We start from the raw sequence: 18,780 nt of genomic DNA on the forward strand, positions 1-18,780 counted from the left end.
CTTGTGCTTTTAGGAAGTGGGGGGTTAAAAGTCCCTCGATCTTACTGCCAAGTGGGCAGGCTTTAGGTGAGTCAGAGTGGATCTTAAAAAGTTTTTCTTTATTATTTACTGCGTTAAAGATTTGAAGGAGGGTTATGATTCTCTATTTAATATTTTAAGTAAGCTTACTATCAAATATTCTAAATACCTAGTTAAATTTATAAAAAACTCTATTTAGATAAAGTCCTTCAGCTGGAGCTGGGATACGAGTTAAGGCAAGGTGTCCATTAAGCGAAGCATTGATGAGCTCACCACTATCTTTTATACTTAAAGCTTTAAGCAGATTTGCAACCATAAGCCGTACTTGAGCGCGTAAAAATCCATTCGCTTTAAAAACGATGATAGTTTTGTTTTTGTATTCATAGCAAAATGCCTTAAAAATTTCTCGTACTGGGCTTTTTGTATCACTTCCTGTTTTCATATAGGAGCTAAAATCATGCTCACCAACAAAATTAGATAAAATTTCATTTGCTTTTTTGATATCAAATTTTGGCAAAAAGACTTTATAGTTTGAGCTAAAAACATCAAATTCTCCATGATCTATAATGTATCTATAAGACCTTGCTACGGCGTCAAATCTTACTTGAAAATTTTCATCAACTAAATTTATACGTTTTATATGAATATTTGGGTGGGCATGGCGGTTGATTAGCTCTTTTAAGTGCTCTAAATTTTTAAAATGATCGCCACAAATTACGCTTGAGCTTTGATTTATCGCATGGACGTTTTTGTCTGTACGTGAGCTAGAGACTATTTTTTCAAATATTCCAACGTGGGCTAGAGCGCGTGAAAGCTCATCTTCTACGCCATTTTCATGCGGCTGAGTTTGCGAGCCTTGGAATTTGGAGCCATCGTAGCTATAAATTAGTTGGATTTTCATTAGTATCTTCGCATGATTTTGGCTTTAAAAAGCAAAATTCCTGCCAATAAAAAGACGAAAAATATTAGCGGAATCGCAAAAGCTGGCTTTGATGAAAATAGCATTATGAGCGTAAAATACCCAAATAAAACGCCAAATGTACCAACATAAACCATGCCCTTTTCATATCTATAAGTAACGATGCCAAAGCTTATGGCAAAAAGTGTACTGGCAAGTGGAAATAGCGCAACAAGCACATATGTGCTAAGGTCTTTTCTTCTTTTTTCACTACTATTTGCCTCAGCCCAGTACTCTTTGATGCTGCCTATATCGCTTATCTCTTCACTTTGGGCAGTCCTTATCTTCATAGATTTGAAGTTACTTTGATGATAAATTTCATCTTTTATGTCATACATTTTTCCATCTGCCAAAGAGAGCTCAATGTTTTGATTTGTATTAGTGATCTTTGCATTTTTTGCAGTGATTAAGCGTTGGGAGTCTTTAATGTAAGGATTAAACATCACGATATCTTTATAGGTAGTGCCGTTGTTATCTTGCATTTCACTACCCACATAGACCATCCAGTCGGAGAATTTTTGTCCAAACTGAGTTGGTTTTAAATTTAGCTTTGCAACAGTCTTTTTATAATCAATAAAATTTGCATTTAGCTGTGCGGCTATTGGTATCATTATGGTAGCGATGACAAGTAGAGCGGTGCTTAAAAATGCTGAAAATATTAAGAAAAATTTAGCAATCTTATTTGGTGAACCACCAAGCGTAAAAATAACGATACTTTCATTCTCTTTTGATAATCTAAAAAGAGTCATTGCAAGTGATACAAAAAATGCGATAGGCACGACAAAAAGTAGTACGCGTGGAAGCATAAATGAGTAGAGTTTAAAAAGCTCGCCAAAACTGATCTCAATGTAAGAAGTGATGCGCGCGATCTGGATGAAAAATACGATCGACATGATCAAAAAAAGCGTACTAAATAGCGACGCAAAAGTCCCTAGGAAATTAAATAAAAGATATCTATTCACTCTACTCATAAATAAACCTTAAAATTTCTAAAATTTGCTCTTTAAAAGCGTATGTAATAAGTAAGCCAAGACTTAAAAACGGTACAAAGGCTAGCTCGTAGCTCTTTTTACGAACTAGCGCATAGACTGGAAGTGTAAAAAGTGCTGCAAGATAGATCGCCACTAGAGCTAGTTTGGCTGGCAAGATAGCTCCGATGATCGCTGCTATAAAGATATCTGCACTACCCATCGCTTCTTTTTTTATGGCAAAGCTTACAACAAATCTAAGCACCCAAAAGATAAGTGCAAAAAGGAATAAATTTAAAATTTGGACAAAATTTCCTTTAAATATAAAAAGCATCAGAGCATAGATAAATGCGAAAAATAGCGCTGCAAAAAGAAGCGGATCTGGCACAGCTTTATATCTTATGTCTATGACGCTAAGGGCTAGCAACATAATAAAACAAAGTCCTAAAAATAGTGCATAAAGCAGAGTTTCCACGCTTAAAATTTCGCCGCATTCTTTAAAAAAGCAGATCAGAAAAAGTATCCCAGAAATTAGTTCTATTGCTGGATAGATGAGGCTTATTTTTTGCTTACAAAAGGCGCATTTGCCGCCTAAAAATAGCCACGAAAAAATTGGAACATTGTGATAAAAATTTAGCTTATGATCGCAGTTTGGGCAATGAGAAGCTGGAAAATTTATACTTTCATTTCGTGGCAAGCGATATATCAGTACATTTGAAAATGAGCCCACACAAATACCCAAAACAAAAGCAAAAACGGCAAAAAAAATGACTAAATTATCCATTATCTCGCTAAACTCCGCCAAACCTTCGCTCTATGTTTTTAAATTTGCTAACAATATTTGTAAGCTCATTTTTGCCAAAGTCGGGCCAAAGTGTGGGCGTAAAAAATAGCTCTGCATAGCTTGCTTGCCAAAGCATGAAATTTGAAAGCCTGCTCTCGCCACCAGTCCTAATGAGAAGATCCACTGGCTCACTCTCATCAAGTGCCGCATTTAGGCTCGCTTCATTTATCTCGCAGCCTTCTAAAGTTAGCTTTCTTGCAGCTCTAATGATCTCATCTTTTGAGCCGTAGTTTATAGCTAAATTTAATAATAAATTTTTATTCTCTCTTGTAGCGTTTTTGGTGATCTTTATCTCGTTTTTTAGCTCATCGCTAAATGGTGAAATGTCGCCGATCGTGTTAAATTTGATCCCATTTTTTATAAAGTCAGCACGCTTTAAAATGAGAAATTTCTTAAGCAAATTCATCAAAAACTCGACCTCTTTTTGTGGTCTTTTCCAGTTTTCAGTACTAAACGCGTAAAGACTTAAAATTTTCACGCCATTATCGATACAAAATTCGCACATATCGCTTACTACATTTGCTCCAGCTTCGTGCCCATTTGTCCGTAAAAATCCACGTTTTTTAGCCCAGCGTCCATTTCCATCCATGATAATAGCAAGGTGGTTTAATTCATTCAATCTTTAGCCTTTTATATCAATAATTTGTTCTTTTTTGCTCCAAAGAGCACTCACATTTTGCACTGTTATGTTGGCGCTAAATTCTCTTTTTAGCAAGCTAGCTACATTATTAAATGGAGTCGTGATCTCGCATAAAGCTTCATCTTTAAATTTAAAAATAAGTGGAGCAAAATTTGAAAATATTAAAAAAATTTTTATATCATTCTCCTCTTTTTTTAGCTGAAAAACGCCGTTTATGCCATTATAAATAAATGGTATATGCACGACATTTTCTTGCAGAGCAAAGAGCATTTTTGCTAGCACTTTCATCTCGTCTTTTGTCTTAGCTTCACTTAAGCTTTTAAATAAATAGTCATAAAACCACGATAAATTCTCATGTTCTATCAAATTTTCGATAAGATTTAGCCCATCGGCTAAGACATCTTCGTCTAAAATTCTTGGCTTTTCGTATAAATTTTTTATGACAATATTCTCGCCCTGGCTTTGCACCTCGCCCCAGTATTTCGAGCCTACATTTAGCTCTTTTGCGCTTTTTGTGTTTAAATTTCTATTTGCAAAATTTAAAATGTATCTATTAAAACCGATCTTTTGGCTTACTAAGATACTAAGCGGAAGTGACGAATTAATCGCTACTAGTGGCGTATTTGCATTTTTTGCTATTTTTTGAATGCGAGAAATTTTCTCTATCATAAATTTGCCGCTAGTTCCACGATATGTCTTGCGATCTCATCTTTTGCGGCAAGCGGCAGCAAAGTTTCATTATTTTTCGTGATAAAATTTATCTCATTTTGCTCGCTTGCAAAGCCGTTTTTCTCACCCAAGATATTTAGGCAAACTGCGTCAAGTTCTTTTCGCTCAAGCATCGATCTAGCATTTTTGTGTGCGCTCTCGCTTGAGATTTCAAGCTTAAAGCCGATCTTTTTACAATTAAACTCTTTTAAGCTTTGCAAAATATCGACATTTCTCTTTAGGCTTAAGCTTAAAATTTCGCCAACGTCCTCTTTTTTTATCTTGCCATCAATTTTTGTTGGAACAAAATCGCTTACTGCAGCACACATTACAAGTAAATTCGCACTCTCACACTCGCTCTTGCAAAGCTCTAAAAGCTCACTGCTTGAGCTAAATTTTAAAATCTCAAATGGCTCGTTTTCCGCTTCAAAGCTAGCAAGCAGTTTTACCTCTGCGCCTGCGTAGTAAAAGGCTCTAGCCAAGGCTCTTGCCATCTTGCCGCTTGAGAAATTTGTAATGGCTCTAACATCATCTATCTTTTCGGTTGTCGCGCCGCCCGTGATCACCACTTTTTTGCCTGCGAGAATGGGCTTGCTAAGCCTTTTTATGGCAGTTTCTACTATCACTTCAGGGCTTGCAAGACCGCCCTTGCCAACGTCGCCGCAAGCTAGAGTTTTAAGAACTGGCTCAACCACTAAAGCGCCGTTTCTCTTTAAAATTTCAAGCGAATTTTGCGTCGCGAAGTGCTCGATCATATTGTTATTTGCTGCTGGAGCAACGACTAAAGGCACGTGCGAGGCGGCGATTAGCGTTTGCATGAAGACATTGTCGCAAATGCCTGCAGCTAGCTTATTTACTGTATTTACCGAGGCTGGCGCTATTAGCACTAGATCCATTTTGGAGTAGGATATGTGATTTACGCCATCTTGCCAGTTTTGCGTTTGTGAGCTTAAAATTTTATGCTCGCTTAACGCTTCAAAGCCACTTACGCTGCAAAATTCAAGCGCTCCATCACTCAAAGCCACATAAACATCAGCGCCTTGCTTTTTAAGCAGTGATAAAATTTCGTAAGCTTTATAAAAGGCGATGCTGCCGCAAACGGCAAGTAAAATTTTCTTATTTTTTAACATCGTCTTTGCCAAAGAATTTCTCAAAAAAGCCGCTTTTGTTTTCTTGGCGAGCTCTACTGATAGCTAGAGCGCCGCTCTCAACATCTTTTGTGATGGTGCTACCTGCTGCGATGATGACGTTATCAGCGATATTTACAGGAGCTACTAGCTGCGTATCTGAGCCGACAAAGACGTTTTTGCCGATTTTTGTCTTGTACTTTGCCTTGCCGTCGTAGTTGCATGTGATCGTGCCACAACCTATGTTTGTGCCACTTTCTATCTCGCAGTCGCCAAGATAGCTCAAATGTCCAGCTTTTACACCACTAAGAACGCCTTTTTTGACCTCGACAAAATTTCCAATATGAGTGTTTGAAATTTCAGAATTTGGCCTTATGTGAGCTAGTGGGCCGATGTCTGAGTTTTTGATGACGCTGCTTTCTATCACTGATGAGCTTTTGATGATGCTCTCCGTGATGACGCACTCGCCAAGGATACTTACGTTTTCTTCTAGCACGCACTCGCCTTCAAATTTAGCCCTGCTGTCTATGAAAATGCTCTCAGGCATGCGCATCAAAACGCCAGCCTTCATCAAATTTTGCTTGATCTCATCTTGCATGATCTTTTCAGCGATACTAAGCTGAAATTTATCATTTATGCCCATAAAATTTTGCTCGCTAACACTCACTGCAACGCACTTTAAACCCTTTTCATTTGCTATTTTTATGGCGTCAGTTAGGTAGTACTCTTTTTGCGCGTTTTGGTTGTTTATGAGCGGTAAAATTTGCTCTAACGCCTCGCGTTTAAAGCAGTAGCAGCCGGCATTTACGCTTTTTATGGCAAGTTGCGCTTCGCTCGCATCTTTTTGCTCGACGATGGCTTCAACTTTGCCGTTTTTTATGATGACTCTGCCGTAACCAAAAGGATTTGCTGCTTCAAATGAGCTCATAACCACATCTGCTTCGGCATTTGCTAGGCGCATGAGGTCAGTTGATCTAACAAGTGGCATATCCCCGCAAGTAACAAGCACCTTTTCGCCACTTAGGCTAACGCCTTTTATCGCTCCAGCAGTGCCTGGGAAATTTTCTAAATCTTGCTCGAAAATTTTAGTTTGAGGGAAAATTTCTTTTATTTTTTGACTAATTAACTCTTTTTCGTAATGAAGCACGACACTAACGTCATTTGTGATGGCATAGGCTTGCTTTAAGATGTGAATAATCATTGGCTCACCGCAAAGTTCAAATAATACTTTTGGGCGGGTTGATTTCATTCTGGTGCCAAGACCAGCAGCTAGAATTATGATTGAAGTATTGTTCATTTTTAAGCCTTTTAACGTTAAAAATTTCGGAGATTGTATCAAAAAATGGCAAACAATTTTTTTAATTTAACGATTGTTTCAACAAAAAGCTAATAAAATAGCAGTTCTTAAGAATTTATAAATAAAGTGAGCTTAAATGGATTTAGGAACCGTCGTCGGCTGGGTTTTGACCCTGGTGCTTTTGTTTGGATCAATGGCGATAGGCGTTGGTATAGGACCATACATCGATATCCCTTCTGTGATGATCGTTTTTGGTGGTACTATCGGCGTTATGATGGTTGGCTTCAAGATGGAGACACTTAAAGGAATTGGTAAATTTTATGGCATTGCTGTTAAGCCATCAGTCGTAGTAAATTTACCTGAGACTATAAAAAAAATAGTCGATTATTCAACTAAAGCTAGACGTGATGGTATCTTATCGCTCGAAAGCGAAGTAAATAATGAGACAAATCAGTTCTTAAAAAGAGGCCTCTCAATGGCGGTCGATGGCAATGAGCCAGATGCGATCAGAGCACTTTTAGAGATCGATATCGATCAAACTAGTACAAGACATTCAAATAATATTAAAATTTTTGAGCAAGTCGGCGGTTTTGCTGGTGCGATGGGTATGATCGGTACTCTTATAGGTCTTGTTGCGATGCTTCTTAACATGTCAGATCCTAGTGCGATCGGCCCATCAATGGCGGTTGCCTTACTTACGACACTTTATGGTGCGATGATAGGTAATATCATAGGCGCACCTGTGGCAAATATCCTCTCTATTCGCGATGCTGATGAAGCACTTGAAAAACAAGTCGTACTTGAGGGAATCATGTCGATACAAGCGGGCGATAATCCAAGAACGCTTGAAGCTAAACTCTTAGCATTTTTACCACCAAAAGATAGAAAAAGTCAGTTTGAATAATGGGTAAGTTAATAAAACCAGAAGAGTGTCCAAAATGTATGCCTGAGTGGCTAGCTGCTTTTGGTGACCTTATGTCACTTTTGCTTTGTTTTTTCGTTTTATTACTTTCTATGGCGACAATGGATGCTAAAAAGATGGAGGCCGCTGTTGGCTCACTAGCTGGTGCTTTAAGTGTGCTTGAAGGTGGTGCTAGACCTGAAAATCAGATAGAAAAAGAGACAGATCCAGAAAATACTCGTGCAAAAAAGATAAGCAAGCAAAAGGGCTCACAAAGTGAGCTAAATATGAATGTTAAAAAGATAAATGAGCTGCTAGCTGCTAGCGGGGCACCTGAGATTACGATGGAAGAGAGCGAGGATGGCTTTATCGTAAGGCTTCCAGCGGCTATGCTTTTTGAGAAAGATAGTGCTGAAATTTCTGGTGAAGATGCGAAGCTATTTTTAAAACGAATAGGCATGATTGTAGCGAAAATGCCTAATGATGTAAAAGCCGATATCATCGGTCATACAGATAATATAGAACCAAGCAAAGACTCAGCTTATAAAAATAACTGGCAGCTCTCAACTGCAAGGGCTTTAAGCGTGGTTGAAGAGCTAATCAACGATGGCGTGCCACAAAATAGAATAATAGCTTCTGGCAAAGCTTCGTTTGATCCGATCGCTAGTAACAGCACAGAAGATGGCAGAGCCAAGAACAATAGAGTAGAAATTCACTTCATATCGCTTGAGCCAAAAAATAAAGAGGCTACTAAGAAAAGTATCCTTGATATGAGGAATTAGTCGTGAAGGTACTGCTTGGTTTAGCGGTTTTACTTTGCACGGTTTTTGGAGCTGATCCTGCGCTACCAACTATAAATTTAAGTCTAAATTCTCCAACAAATGCCGAGCAGCTTGTAAATTCTTTAAATGTTTTACTAATTCTCACCGCACTTGCACTCGCTCCTTCGCTCATTTTTATGATGACAAGTTTTTTAAGGCTTGTTATCGTATTTTCATTTTTACGCCAAGCGATGGGTACGCAGCAAGTTCCTCCTTCAACAGTACTCATCTCGCTTGCGATGGTTCTTACATTTTTTATCATGGAGCCAGTTGGGCAAAGAAGCTATAACGATGGCATAAAGCCTTATATAGCTGAGCAGATAGGCTATGAAGAGATGCTTGATAAAAGCTTAAAGCCATTTAAAGAATTTATGGTAAAAAACACAAGAGAAAAAGACCTTGCACTTTTTTTTAGGATTAGAAATTTACAAAATCCAGCAAATATCGAAGAGATACCGCTAAGTATTGCAATGTCAGCTTTTATGATAAGTGAGCTAAAGACATCTTTTGAGATAGCGTTTTTGCTCTATTTGCCATTTCTTGTCATCGACATGGTCGTAAGCTCAGTACTGATGGCCATGGGTATGATGATGCTTCCTCCTGTAATGATCTCACTGCCATTTAAACTGCTCATATTCGTGCTTGTTGATGGCTGGAATTTACTAATAGGAAATCTCGTAAAAAGCTTTCACTAATGAAAAAATTTTTATTCATTTTTTTGCCGGTATTTTTGCTTGGTTCAAATTTAAGCGTGATCGCAAACAAGGCAACGCAAAATGAAATTTCAAAGATCAAAGAGCTTGAGCTAAAAAGAGCAAATTTAAACGATGAAGCCACATTAAGCTCATATATGCCAAGTCTTAGCCTAGAGGGCTCATATGGCAAAAATGCAAGCACTTTTCCAAGTGTAGTCGCTAAAGAGTCAGCCGGTGTGCTAGCTAGGATAGATTTTTTGCTTTATGACGGCGGAGCGAGAGAAGCTAGGCTAAAGACGAACCAGCTTTTAAAAAACAAAGCCGCCATCGCTAGTGATGAAGCTAAAAACTACCTTGCACTTAAGGCCGTAAATTTATACTTTAACGCAGCTGCACTTGAAAATATAATCACAGCCAAACAGGCTCAGACAAATTTTTTAAAAGGTGTTTTAGATAAGCTTGAAAAGGCAAACATTGCAGGGCTTGCCGCAAAAGATGAGCTTGAAAATGTAAGGGCTAAATATTACTTAGCTAATAGTACGCAGCTTGAATACAAAAACAAAATGGAGCAAATCTTAAATGAGATAAATTTGCTGACTGGTGAGAAAATTTTGCCAGTAGCTGGAGCAAAGATGGCTGATATTAGCTCAAATTTAGCTTCAAAGAATGCTGAGCTTGATAGACTAAGCCAAGATATATTTTTAGGTGAGGCCAAGCTTAGCGAGACAAGAGCTGGTTTTTTGCCTCAAATTTTGCTTTATGACACATATGGATTTTATAAAAATAATTACGATATCGATCTAGGCAGATTTAGTTCTTACCGCTCATACGTGGATAAATACTTAAAAGAAGATACTCATGGCAATAAATTTGGTATCGCTTTTAAATGGAAAATTTTTGATTTTTTCGCCACTAGCAAGATGAGTCAGGCCCAAAAGATCGCGCTTGATGAGGCAAGGCTAAATTTGGAGTATAAAAAGCGTGAAAACGAGACAAGGCTTAAAAATTTGCAAAGTGAAATCGTGGTGCTTACTTCAAAAATCGCTTCACTAAACGAATATGTAAAAGCAAGCGATTTGGCATTAAAAGCTAGCTATGAGAAGTATAACTCTGGGCTTTTGGGATATAGCGACCTGCTTGAGGCACTCTCTCAAAAATTTGATGCCATTAGTCTTTTTGAGAGCGCAAAGGATGAGCTCGAGATCAAAAAAGTGGAGTTCTTTTTTGAAAATGGCGAGCCGATTTTGGAGAGGATTAAAGATTGAAAAAGCTGATAATTTTAATGATATTTTGTATTTTTTCATTTGCAGGGGAGGAAATTTTTGCTGATTTTGAAGTCTATGCCAAGCAAAGCTCAAAGCTTGCATTTGAGAGCAGCGGCAAGGTGGATAAAATTTTTGTAGATGTCTCGAGCCACGTTAAAAAGGGTGACGTTTTAGCTAGTCTTGATCAAACAAGCCTAGAGATCGCTCTTAAAAAGGCAAAAAATGATCTTGAGCTTGCAAAAAATGCTAGTGAATTTGCAAAAAATACTTTAAACAAATTTACTCAAGTAAGGGAAGTCACTTCAAAGCAAGAATTCGACGAAGTAAAGTATAAATTTGACGAAGCGATACTTCGGGTTCAAAGTGCACAAATCGCCATTTTAAATACGCAAGATCGCCTTAAAAAAGCTCTTTTAAAAGCTCCTTTTGATGGCGTTATCGCTAGTAAAAACATTGAGCTTGGAGAGGGTGTTTCACCGCTTAGTCCAGCTTTTGTTTTAAATTCAAATGAGGTAAAGATTTTAATAGCAATCGATGAAAAATACGCAAATTTAGTAAAAGTTGGCGATACATTTAAATTTAAACTTGACGCAGCAAGCGATGAAAAAGAGGTAAAAATCGCGCTTATCTATCCAGAGATCAAGCGAGAGACTAGAAAATTTTACGTCCAGGCTTATGACAGCGGGCTAAAACCTGGCATGTTTGGTCAAGGCAGAGTGCTAGTTAGTAAAATAAAATGATAAAAACAGCTATCAACCGCCCTATAACTACATTAATGGTTTTTTTAAGCCTTATTGTCTTTGGAATTTATTCTCTAAAGACGATGAATGTAAATTTATATCCACAAGTAAATATCCCAATCGTTAAGATCACGACTTACGCAAACGGTGATATGAACTATATAAAAACTAAGATCACGCAAAAGATCGAAGATGAAATTTCAAGCATTGAAGGTATCAAGAAAATTTACTCAACAAGCTTTGATAACCTAAGTGTGGTTAGCATCGAATTTGAACTAAATAAAGACTTAGAGGGTGCAACAAATGACGTCCGTGACAAGATGCAAAAGGTAAGGTTAAACGCAAACTACGAGATAGAAAAGCTAAATGGGCTCTCATCATCTGTATTTAGCCTTTTTATCACAAGACTTGATGGTAATGAAACTAAGCTCATGCAAGAGATCGATGACGTGGCAAAGCCGTTTTTGGAGCGCATTAGCGGCGTTTCAAAGGTCAAGACAAATGGCTTTTTAGAGCCAGCGGTGAAAATTTTACTTGATAGATTTAAGCTTGATAAAAACGCCCTTAGTGCAAACGAAGTGGCAAATTTGATAAAGGTTGAAAATTTAAAAGCGCCGCTTGGCAAGATAGAAAATGAACAGATCCAAATGGCGATCAAGTCAAATTTCAGCGCCAAAAGCGTAGATGAGATAAGAAATTTAACGATCAAACAAGGGGTCTTTTTAAAAGATATCGCAAGCGTTGATCTTGCTTACAAAGACGCAAATGAAGCAGCGATAATGGATAAAAAAAGTGGCGTTTTACTTGGTCTTGAGCTAGCCCCAGACGCAAACGCTCTAACCGTGATCGCTCTAGCTAAGTCAAAGCTAGATCAGTTTAAAAGCCTACTTGGTAGCGAATACGACGTAAAAATAGCTTATGATAAGAGCGAAGTGATACAAAAGCACATCGATCAAACCGCCTTTGATATGATCCTTGGCGTCTTGCTAACCATCGTGATCGTATATTTATTTTTAAGAAATTTCTCGATCACCATCATCTCAGTCGTAGCGATACCAACTAGTATCGTAGCGACGTTTTTCATCATAAATGCCCTAGGATACGATATAAATCGCTTAAGCCTCATAGCGCTAACGCTAGGCATTGGAATTTTCATCGATGATGCGATAGTTGTCACTGAAAATATCGCTAGCAAGCTAAAAGATGAGCCAAATGCCCTAAAGGCAAGCTTTGCAGGCATAAAAGAGATAGCATTTAGTGTCTTTGCGATCTCGCTCGTGCTGCTTTGTGTCTTTGTGCCTATCGCCTTTATGAGTGGTATCGTTGGCAAATACTTTAACTCATTTGCCATGAGCGTGGCAGCTGGCATAGTCATATCGTTTTTTGTTAGTATCTTTCTCGTGCCAACGCTTAGTGCTAGGTTTGTAAATGCCAAACAAAGTGGCTTTTTTCTAAAAAGTGAGCCATTTTTTGAGGCACTTGAAAATGGCTATGAGAAAATTTTAGCTTTAGCGCTTAAATTTAAGCTCATATTTTTAGCTATAACGCTTGCGGTCGTTGTTTGCTCGTTTGCTCTGGCTAAATTTGTAGGCGGTGACTTCATGCCAAGCGAGGATAACTCGGAGTTTAACATCTACTTTAAGCTTGATCCCTCACTTAGCCTGCAAGCTAGCAAAGAGAGGCTAAAAGATAAAATTTCACTCATAAACGCCGATCCTCAGGTTGCTTACGCCTACTTTATACTTGGCTACACAGACGCTAAGCAGCCTTATCTTGTAAAAGCTTACGTTAGGCTAAAGGAGCTAAAAGATAGAGTTAATCACGAGAGACAAAATGCTATTATGCAAAAATTTCGTGATAGGCTAAAGAGCGATGATATGAGCGTCATCGTGGCTGATCTGCCAGTGGTTGAAGGTGGCGATGTGCAGCCAGTTAAGCTTACTATCACTTCTGAAAATGGCAAAGAGCTAGAAAAATTTGTGCCAAAGATTAGCAAAATGCTAAAAGAGATAAATGACGCAACGGATGTAAATTCGCCCGAAGAAGATCTGCTAAAACGCGTGCAGATTTCTATCGATGAAGATAAAGCTAAGAGGCTAAATTTAGATAAAGCTAGCATTGCAAGCGCTGTTTATAGTGCATTTAACGAGAACGAGGTCTCTGTTTTTGAAAACGAAAATGGCAAAGAGTATGAGCTTTATATGCGTTTTGATGATAAATTTAGAAGCGATACAAATGATATTTTAAAGACTAAGATAAGAAGCAAAGAGGGCTTTTTTGTGACACTTGGTGACGTGGCGACGATTAGTTTTGAGCAAAAGCCAGCTAGTATTTCAAGGTTTAATAGAGCTGATGAGATAAAATTTCTAGCAAATACCAAAAATAACGCTCCGCTAAATAGCGTGGCAAATGAAATTTCAAAGAAGCTTGATGAAATTTTGCCTGCAAATTTTAAGTACAAATTTTTGGGATTTGTCGAGCTCATGGATGATACAAACGCCTCTTTTATCTTTACAGTGAGCGCTAGTGCGGTGCTTATTTACATGGTGCTTGCTGCGCTTTATGAGAGCTTTTTGCTGCCATTTCTCATCATGCTAGCCATGCCGCTTGCCTTTTGTGGCGTGGTGATCGGACTTTTTATAAGCGGCAATCCATTTAGCCTATTTGTCATGGTTGGCGTCATCTTGCTCTTTGGCATGGTCGGTAAAAATGCCATTTTGGTGGTTGATTTTGCAAATCACTTTGCAAATAGCGGTATGGAGGCAAATGAAGCTGTAAAAATGGCTGCTAAAAAGCGACTAAGAGCCGTTTTGATGACCACTTTTGCGATGATATTTGCCATGCTACCTCTTGCGCTTGGTAGAGGCGCTGGCTTTGAGGCCAACTCGCCTATGGCTATAAGTATCATCTTTGGGCTCATTAGCTCGACCTTGTTAAGCTTGCTTGTCGTGCCAGTGCTTTTTGCTTGGGTCTATAATCTTGATAAATTTATAAGAAAATTTTATGAAAGGGAGAGAATTTGAAGAAAATTTTGGCAGTTTTGCTCTTTGCTTTGCCTCTTTGGGCTGGAAATCTACTAGAGATCGTCGCTCTGGCGCAAAGTGCAAGGCTTGAGAGCTTGAAAGAATTTAATAAAAATGAATATATAAATAAAAATAAGAGTAAAAAGCTAAATTTATCCCTTGATGGCAGATATACCTTTATCCCCGATGAGATAAAGGGCGGATATATGACAAAGGCAGGATCGATTACGGCAAAGGTTGAGTATCTCATATTTGACGGCGGTGCGAGCGAGGCTGCTGATAAAATTTTAGACCACAAGGGCGTGGAGAAGATTTACAAAGATGAAGAGCTTATGAATTTAACCGCTTTTCAGGTCGCAAAGGTCTATTTTAACGCCGTTGCGCTAAATTCACTTATAAATTTAGAGACAAAATTTGTCGATAGCTTTGCCAAGGCTGCAGCTGAAAATGAGTTTTGGTTTGAGTATGGCGAGATAAATAAAGCTGAGTTTGATGCGATAAATTTCACGTTAAATAAAAAAAGAGCCGAGCTAGACGAGCTTGGGCTTAAGCTAGCCGAGCTAAACTCAAGGATAAATTTACTCTCAAACGGCGAGATTGGCTTTAACGCTGGCTCAAAGATAATGATGCCTGATTTTAGTAAAGATGATATAAGCGCAAAACTTGGGGCGATGGAGCAAGAAAAATTTATAAAAGAGCAAGAAAATGAGAGGCAAAAGAGTAAATTTGCTCCAAAAATTTACTTAAAAGATACGCAAAGTGTGAATAATAACAGCTTTAAAAAAGGTGAGAGGACGACTTCGCAGATGATAGGCGCTTACTCTGATGCGAACAGGCCTAGAGTGGAGTTTGAGTGGAAGCTACCTGATAGCTTAAGTCTTAGCAAGCAAAGTCAAGCTAAACGTATAGAAGAGCAAAAGGCGGCACTTGATCTAAGCGATGAGGAAAATAGGATAATCACTCGCCTAAAAGAGCTAGAAAGTACGATCAAAGGCTTAAATGCAAAGTTAAATTTGCAAGATTTGAAGCAAGATAAGCTTGATAGTGATTTTGTTGATTTGTTAAATGGCTATCTTGATGGCGAGATAAAATATGAAAAATTTTTGTTTGTGAGTGAGAAAAATTTTAGCGATAGGGCAAATTTCATACTTGATGGCGATTTACTTGAGCTAAACAAGCTTGAGTATTTTTTTGAATGTGCAAGAAAAATAAACGAGGTGATAATTGAATAAACTGATCTTTGTAACCATTTTGTGGGCGTTTAGCTTTAGCTTGATAGGTGAGTTTTTAGCTGGCAAGGTTGATAGCTATTTGGCTGTTTTTATTCGGGTTGCGCTTGCGAGCTTAGTCTTTTTGCCATTTACAAAATTTCGTGGCATCAGCCCAAAGCTAGCATTTGGCATCATGGCGATCGGAGCGGTGCAAATAGGACTTATGTATCTATTTTATTACAATTCATTTTTGTATCTAAGTGTGCCAGAAGTCGCACTTTTTACCATTTTTACTCCGTTTTATGTGACGCTTATCTATGACGCATTTAGCTTTAAATTTAGGCCACTTTATCTATTTAGCGTTGGTGTTGCGGTTTTTGGAGCTTTGATTATAAAATACGGCGCTATAAACGATGGTGTATTAAAGGGTTTTTTGCTAGTGCAAGCGGCAAATATCTGCTTTGGAGCAGGGCAGAGTGCATATAAGGCACTTTTAGAAAAATTTAACGTGGATCAAAAAAATGTCTTTGGCTACTTTCACTTTGGGGCATTTTTTGTAGCTGTCGTTGCGCTTCTTACTCTTGGCAATCCAGCCAAATTTTCACTTACTTCAACTCAAATTTTAGTGCTTCTCTGGCTTGGGGTGGTCGCTAGTGGGCTAGGGTATTTTATGTGGAACAAAGGTGCTTGCGAAGTTGATAGTGGCGTGCTTGCTATCATGAATAACGCTCTCATTCCAGCTGCCATCATTGTAAATTTAGTCTTTTGGCAAAAGGATACAAACTTAACTAGGCTAATTTTAGGTGCTGCTATAATGTATATATCTTTGATAGTTCATAACAAGATAATGAAATTTTATGGTATGAAGATCGTTTAGGTGTAAATTTTATAGCTGGCAATAGCAAAACACAGAAGTCCAAATAGTGGTAAAATGTAGAATATTGATCTAAATTTTATAGCTAGAAGTGAAGCGATATTATAAAAGATAAAAATAATAGCTGGCACAAAAATTTTAGTCGAGCTTAGTCTAAAATTTAAAACATTATTTAGCAATCCATCAAAAATGCCGCCATACGAAGCGATGTGAAGTACAGCACTTAATGGATAAAAAATGCTAAAGATGTAGTTAATAGCAAGGACGCTAAGCTGCTGTAAGCTAATGAGCGGAAAGAAATAAAGCACGCAAATTTCCATTGCAAAGCAAACATATAAATTTAAAAGAATAAGATGAATGAAGGGTGAAAATTTATCTTTTAAGTGTTTAAAATATAAAAATATGTAAAAAACGCCCATGAGTGAAAAGTAAAAACCTACGCTAAAAAGTAGCTGCGGAAAGAGCGATATACTAACAAGTGCCACTATAAAAAGTGTTTTGAAGTTTAAAATTTTGACGCCTTTTAACGTGCAATAAAATCCTAAAATGCTCATTAAGAACGCTCGCAAAAAGCTTGGCATAAAGCCTATTATAAAAAAGTAAAATGACAAGACTATAAAAACTATAATGGCTAGATCAAAGTTGTAGTTTCTAAAAGGTAAAAACCTCGCATATAAAAATTTTAAAAGCGGCCTAAATACAAAAAATATAACTGCACTTATAAAACCTAAATGATAGCCACTTATGGCTATAAGATGCGCTATACCAAGGTGCGAGACGTCATCTCTTAGCTTGCCGTCAATACTTGTGCCTAAAAATAGAGCTGAGTAGAGCTGTGAAATTTTACTATTTTCATGCTGGGCGTAGATGAGTGATTGTAGTTTTTGATTGATATTTAGCGTGGCTTTTTGTGGCAGTTTTTCGCGTGAAAAGCTAGGCATGTAAAAGGAGGAAGCGAGATAATCTTTAAAACTAACGTCTAAATTTATGACGCTTAGAAATATATTATCTCCAGCTTTAAAGTCATCTGTTTTAGCTCCAAGTGTATAAAATGTAAACTCATCAGTTTTAAGCTTTAAAATTTGCCTTTTCTTGCCGTCATCTCCAAGCTTTTCGTAGCTAGAAATCATGGTTGCTGTTAGCTCTTGTTCGCCTTTGTCCATAAAAATTTGATATTTATGATAGCTAATAGCTAAATTTATAGAAAAAATGCAAAGGCAAAATAGACAAAATATAGTAAAAATTTCTCTATTTTTTAAAGCTTTAAAACGCATCAGCCTTCAAATGAAACATCAGATACTGGTATTGCAGACATATCTTCAAACCTTGAGTGTTGCTTTTGAAAGAGCACATCAACTGAGCCAGTTTCACCATTTCTATTTTTGCCAACGATGATCTCGGCCTTTTCTTGAAGCTTATTAAAGACGTGATTGCTTTTATACTCTTTGCCCTCGGCACTTGCGCGTTTTTCTTTCTCTTTTTCTTCTTGTTCTAGATAAAACTCATCTCTATAAACAAAAAGAATGATGTCGGCATCTTGCTCGATCGCACCTGACTCTCTTAGATCGCTTAGCATAGGGCGCTTGTTTGCGCGAGATTCAAGGCTTCTATTTAGCTGAGAAAGAGCGATGATTGGCATATCTAGCTCACGTGCCAAAAGCTTTAATCCGCGAGAAATTTCAGCTATTTGGACGTGACGATCAGCGTAGTTATTTGTACTCATCATAAGACCGATGTAGTCGATCACACAAAGTGAAATTTCAGGATGCATAGCCTTTAGTTTTCGCATTTGCGTTCTTACTTGATGGATATTTACATAGCCACTATCATGCACAAAAAGCTTGCTAGCTGCAAACTCCTCGCAAGCATCGCTAAATCTAGCCAACGCCTCATCATCCATCTTTGCAGTCATTATGTCTTGAAGCGGGATAGATGTCTTGCTTGCTAGCATTCTCATCATTATTTGTTCAGCTGGCATCTCGAGCGAGAAAAAAACAACTCCAGCATTATTTTTTAAAACCTGACTCATAAAATTTAAACAAAGTGTCGTTTTTCCCATGCCTGGACGAGCTGCGACGATGATGAGGTCTCCATTTTTAAAGCCCTTTATCATCTCATTTAGCTTCTTAAATCCAGTATCAAGTCCAACGATATCTTTTTCGCCAAGCAAGGCTTGAGCATTAATATGATCCATCATTTTCGTGATGATCTCTTTGCCTTCTTTTATAACTCCAGTGCTTCCACCTTCTATCAAAGAGTAAAATTCCTGGCTAAGATCATCGACCATATCACGGCTTGGTTTGTCTTCATTTACTTTGCTTGGTATGTTGTGAGCGATCTTTACAAGACTTCTTTTTATAGATTTTTCTCTTAGTTCGTTTGCGTATTTTTGAATGTCTATTAGGGAATTTGTACCCAAAATATCTAGTATTAGCTCTTCGTCGTATTTTTCACCAAGTCTATTTTTTAAAAATGGCATAGTTATAGGATCATCGCTATTTAGGCATGCTACCATTGCATCGTATATTTGCGAATGTCCTTTTAGATAAAAATCCTTTGCCTTAACAATGTCAAAAATTTCACCTAAAATATCGTTGTTTTGCAAAATGGAGCTTAGTATAGCTCGCTCCATATCAATGTCGTAAAGGTTGGTAAATTCTATCTCGTTAACTCTTTGCTTTGCCACAACT

17 protein-coding genes are annotated in these 18,780 nt (G+C 37.8%); 8 read left to right on the forward strand and 9 right to left on the reverse strand.

Annotated features, from left to right (window positions below):
• Positions 1-187 precede the first annotated feature (187 nt).
• The 7 genes from truA to glmU are packed head-to-tail and all read right to left on the reverse strand — an operon-like array spanning position 188 to position 6,560.
• Positions 188-919 carry a tRNA pseudouridine(38-40) synthase TruA gene (truA, locus tag CYP51_RS01355; RefSeq protein ID WP_103624081.1) on the reverse strand — a complete coding sequence of 244 codons (732 nt, stop codon included), beginning with the start codon at positions 917-919 and terminating at the stop codon, positions 188-190.
• The gene (locus tag CYP51_RS01360) at positions 919-1,947 is read right to left on the reverse strand and encodes an LptF/LptG family permease (RefSeq protein ID WP_103624082.1); all 1,029 of its coding nucleotides are present in this window, start codon (positions 1,945-1,947) and stop codon (positions 919-921) included. Before CYP51_RS01360 ends, truA begins: the two co-directional genes overlap by 1 nt.
• The gene (locus CYP51_RS01365; protein WP_103624102.1) at positions 1,940-2,728 is read right to left on the reverse strand and encodes a prepilin peptidase; all 789 of its coding nucleotides are present in this window, start codon (positions 2,726-2,728) and stop codon (positions 1,940-1,942) included. Before CYP51_RS01365 ends, CYP51_RS01360 begins: the two co-directional genes overlap by 8 nt.
• Positions 2,729-2,735: 7 nt before the next feature.
• Entirely contained in the window at positions 2,736-3,407 is a 672-nt protein-coding gene (uppS, locus tag CYP51_RS01370) for a polyprenyl diphosphate synthase (protein WP_103624083.1), read from the reverse strand.
• 3 nt (positions 3,408-3,410) lie between these two features.
• On the reverse strand, positions 3,411-4,097 hold the full coding sequence (locus tag CYP51_RS01375; RefSeq protein WP_103624084.1) for a hypothetical protein: 687 nt from the start codon (positions 4,095-4,097) through the stop codon (positions 3,411-3,413).
• Entirely contained in the window at positions 4,094-5,266 is a 1,173-nt protein-coding gene (gene coaBC / locus CYP51_RS01380; RefSeq protein ID WP_103624085.1) for a bifunctional phosphopantothenoylcysteine decarboxylase/phosphopantothenate--cysteine ligase CoaBC, read from the reverse strand. The genes CYP51_RS01375 and coaBC overlap by 4 nt, the downstream gene beginning before the upstream one ends.
• Positions 5,253-6,560: a bifunctional UDP-N-acetylglucosamine diphosphorylase/glucosamine-1-phosphate N-acetyltransferase GlmU gene (glmU, locus tag CYP51_RS01385; RefSeq protein WP_103624086.1), complete on the reverse strand. Its 1,308-nt coding sequence runs from the start codon at positions 6,558-6,560 to the stop codon at positions 5,253-5,255. The genes coaBC and glmU overlap by 14 nt, the downstream gene beginning before the upstream one ends.
• A 136-nt stretch (positions 6,561-6,696) precedes the next feature.
• Here glmU and CYP51_RS01390 point away from each other — a divergent pair, with 136 nt between their 5' ends.
• From CYP51_RS01390 to CYP51_RS01425, 8 genes are read left to right on the forward strand one after another with little or no spacing between them, the layout of a single operon-like run.
• Positions 6,697-7,464 carry a motility protein A gene (locus tag CYP51_RS01390; protein WP_021091276.1) on the forward strand — a complete coding sequence of 256 codons (768 nt, stop codon included), beginning with the start codon at positions 6,697-6,699 and terminating at the stop codon, positions 7,462-7,464.
• A complete protein-coding gene (locus tag CYP51_RS01395; protein WP_087577924.1) occupies positions 7,464-8,243 on the forward strand; it encodes an OmpA/MotB family protein in 780 nt (259 codons plus the stop codon). Before CYP51_RS01390 ends, CYP51_RS01395 begins: the two co-directional genes overlap by 1 nt.
• 2 nt (positions 8,244-8,245) lie before the next feature.
• Positions 8,246-8,977, forward strand: coding sequence for a flagellar type III secretion system pore protein FliP (fliP, locus tag CYP51_RS01400; protein ID WP_103624087.1), 732 nt, complete (start codon positions 8,246-8,248; stop codon positions 8,975-8,977).
• Positions 8,977-10,242: a TolC family protein gene (locus tag CYP51_RS01405; RefSeq protein WP_103624088.1), complete on the forward strand. Its 1,266-nt coding sequence runs from the start codon at positions 8,977-8,979 to the stop codon at positions 10,240-10,242. The genes fliP and CYP51_RS01405 overlap by 1 nt, the downstream gene beginning before the upstream one ends.
• Entirely contained in the window at positions 10,239-10,982 is a 744-nt protein-coding gene (locus tag CYP51_RS01410) for an efflux RND transporter periplasmic adaptor subunit (RefSeq protein ID WP_103624089.1), read from the forward strand. The genes CYP51_RS01405 and CYP51_RS01410 overlap by 4 nt, the downstream gene beginning before the upstream one ends.
• The gene (locus CYP51_RS01415) at positions 10,979-14,005 is read left to right on the forward strand and encodes an efflux RND transporter permease subunit (protein WP_103624090.1); all 3,027 of its coding nucleotides are present in this window, start codon (positions 10,979-10,981) and stop codon (positions 14,003-14,005) included. Before CYP51_RS01410 ends, CYP51_RS01415 begins: the two co-directional genes overlap by 4 nt.
• Positions 14,002-15,237: a TolC family protein gene (locus tag CYP51_RS01420; protein ID WP_103624091.1), complete on the forward strand. Its 1,236-nt coding sequence runs from the start codon at positions 14,002-14,004 to the stop codon at positions 15,235-15,237. Before CYP51_RS01415 ends, CYP51_RS01420 begins: the two co-directional genes overlap by 4 nt.
• A complete protein-coding gene (locus tag CYP51_RS01425) occupies positions 15,230-16,093 on the forward strand; it encodes an EamA family transporter (RefSeq protein WP_103624092.1) in 864 nt (287 codons plus the stop codon). Before CYP51_RS01420 ends, CYP51_RS01425 begins: the two co-directional genes overlap by 8 nt.
• Here the strand turns inward: CYP51_RS01425 and CYP51_RS01430 are convergent.
• Together CYP51_RS01430 and CYP51_RS01435 are read right to left on the reverse strand one after the other, a co-directional pair.
• Positions 16,090-17,364 (reverse strand): ComEC/Rec2 family competence protein, encoded by a 1,275-nt coding sequence (locus tag CYP51_RS01430; RefSeq protein WP_103624093.1) that lies wholly within the window; start codon positions 17,362-17,364, stop codon positions 16,090-16,092. The two genes, CYP51_RS01425 and CYP51_RS01430, sit on opposite strands and share 4 nt — an antisense overlap.
• Positions 17,364-18,776, reverse strand: a complete 1,413-nt coding sequence (locus CYP51_RS01435) for a replicative DNA helicase (RefSeq protein ID WP_103624094.1) — start codon at positions 18,774-18,776, stop codon at positions 17,364-17,366. The genes CYP51_RS01430 and CYP51_RS01435 overlap by 1 nt, the downstream gene beginning before the upstream one ends.
• Positions 18,777-18,780: the final 4 nt, after the last annotated feature.

This window comes from Campylobacter concisus, from assembly GCF_002912895.1.
Lineage (GTDB): Bacteria > Campylobacterota > Campylobacteria > Campylobacterales > Campylobacteraceae > Campylobacter_A > Campylobacter_A concisus_G.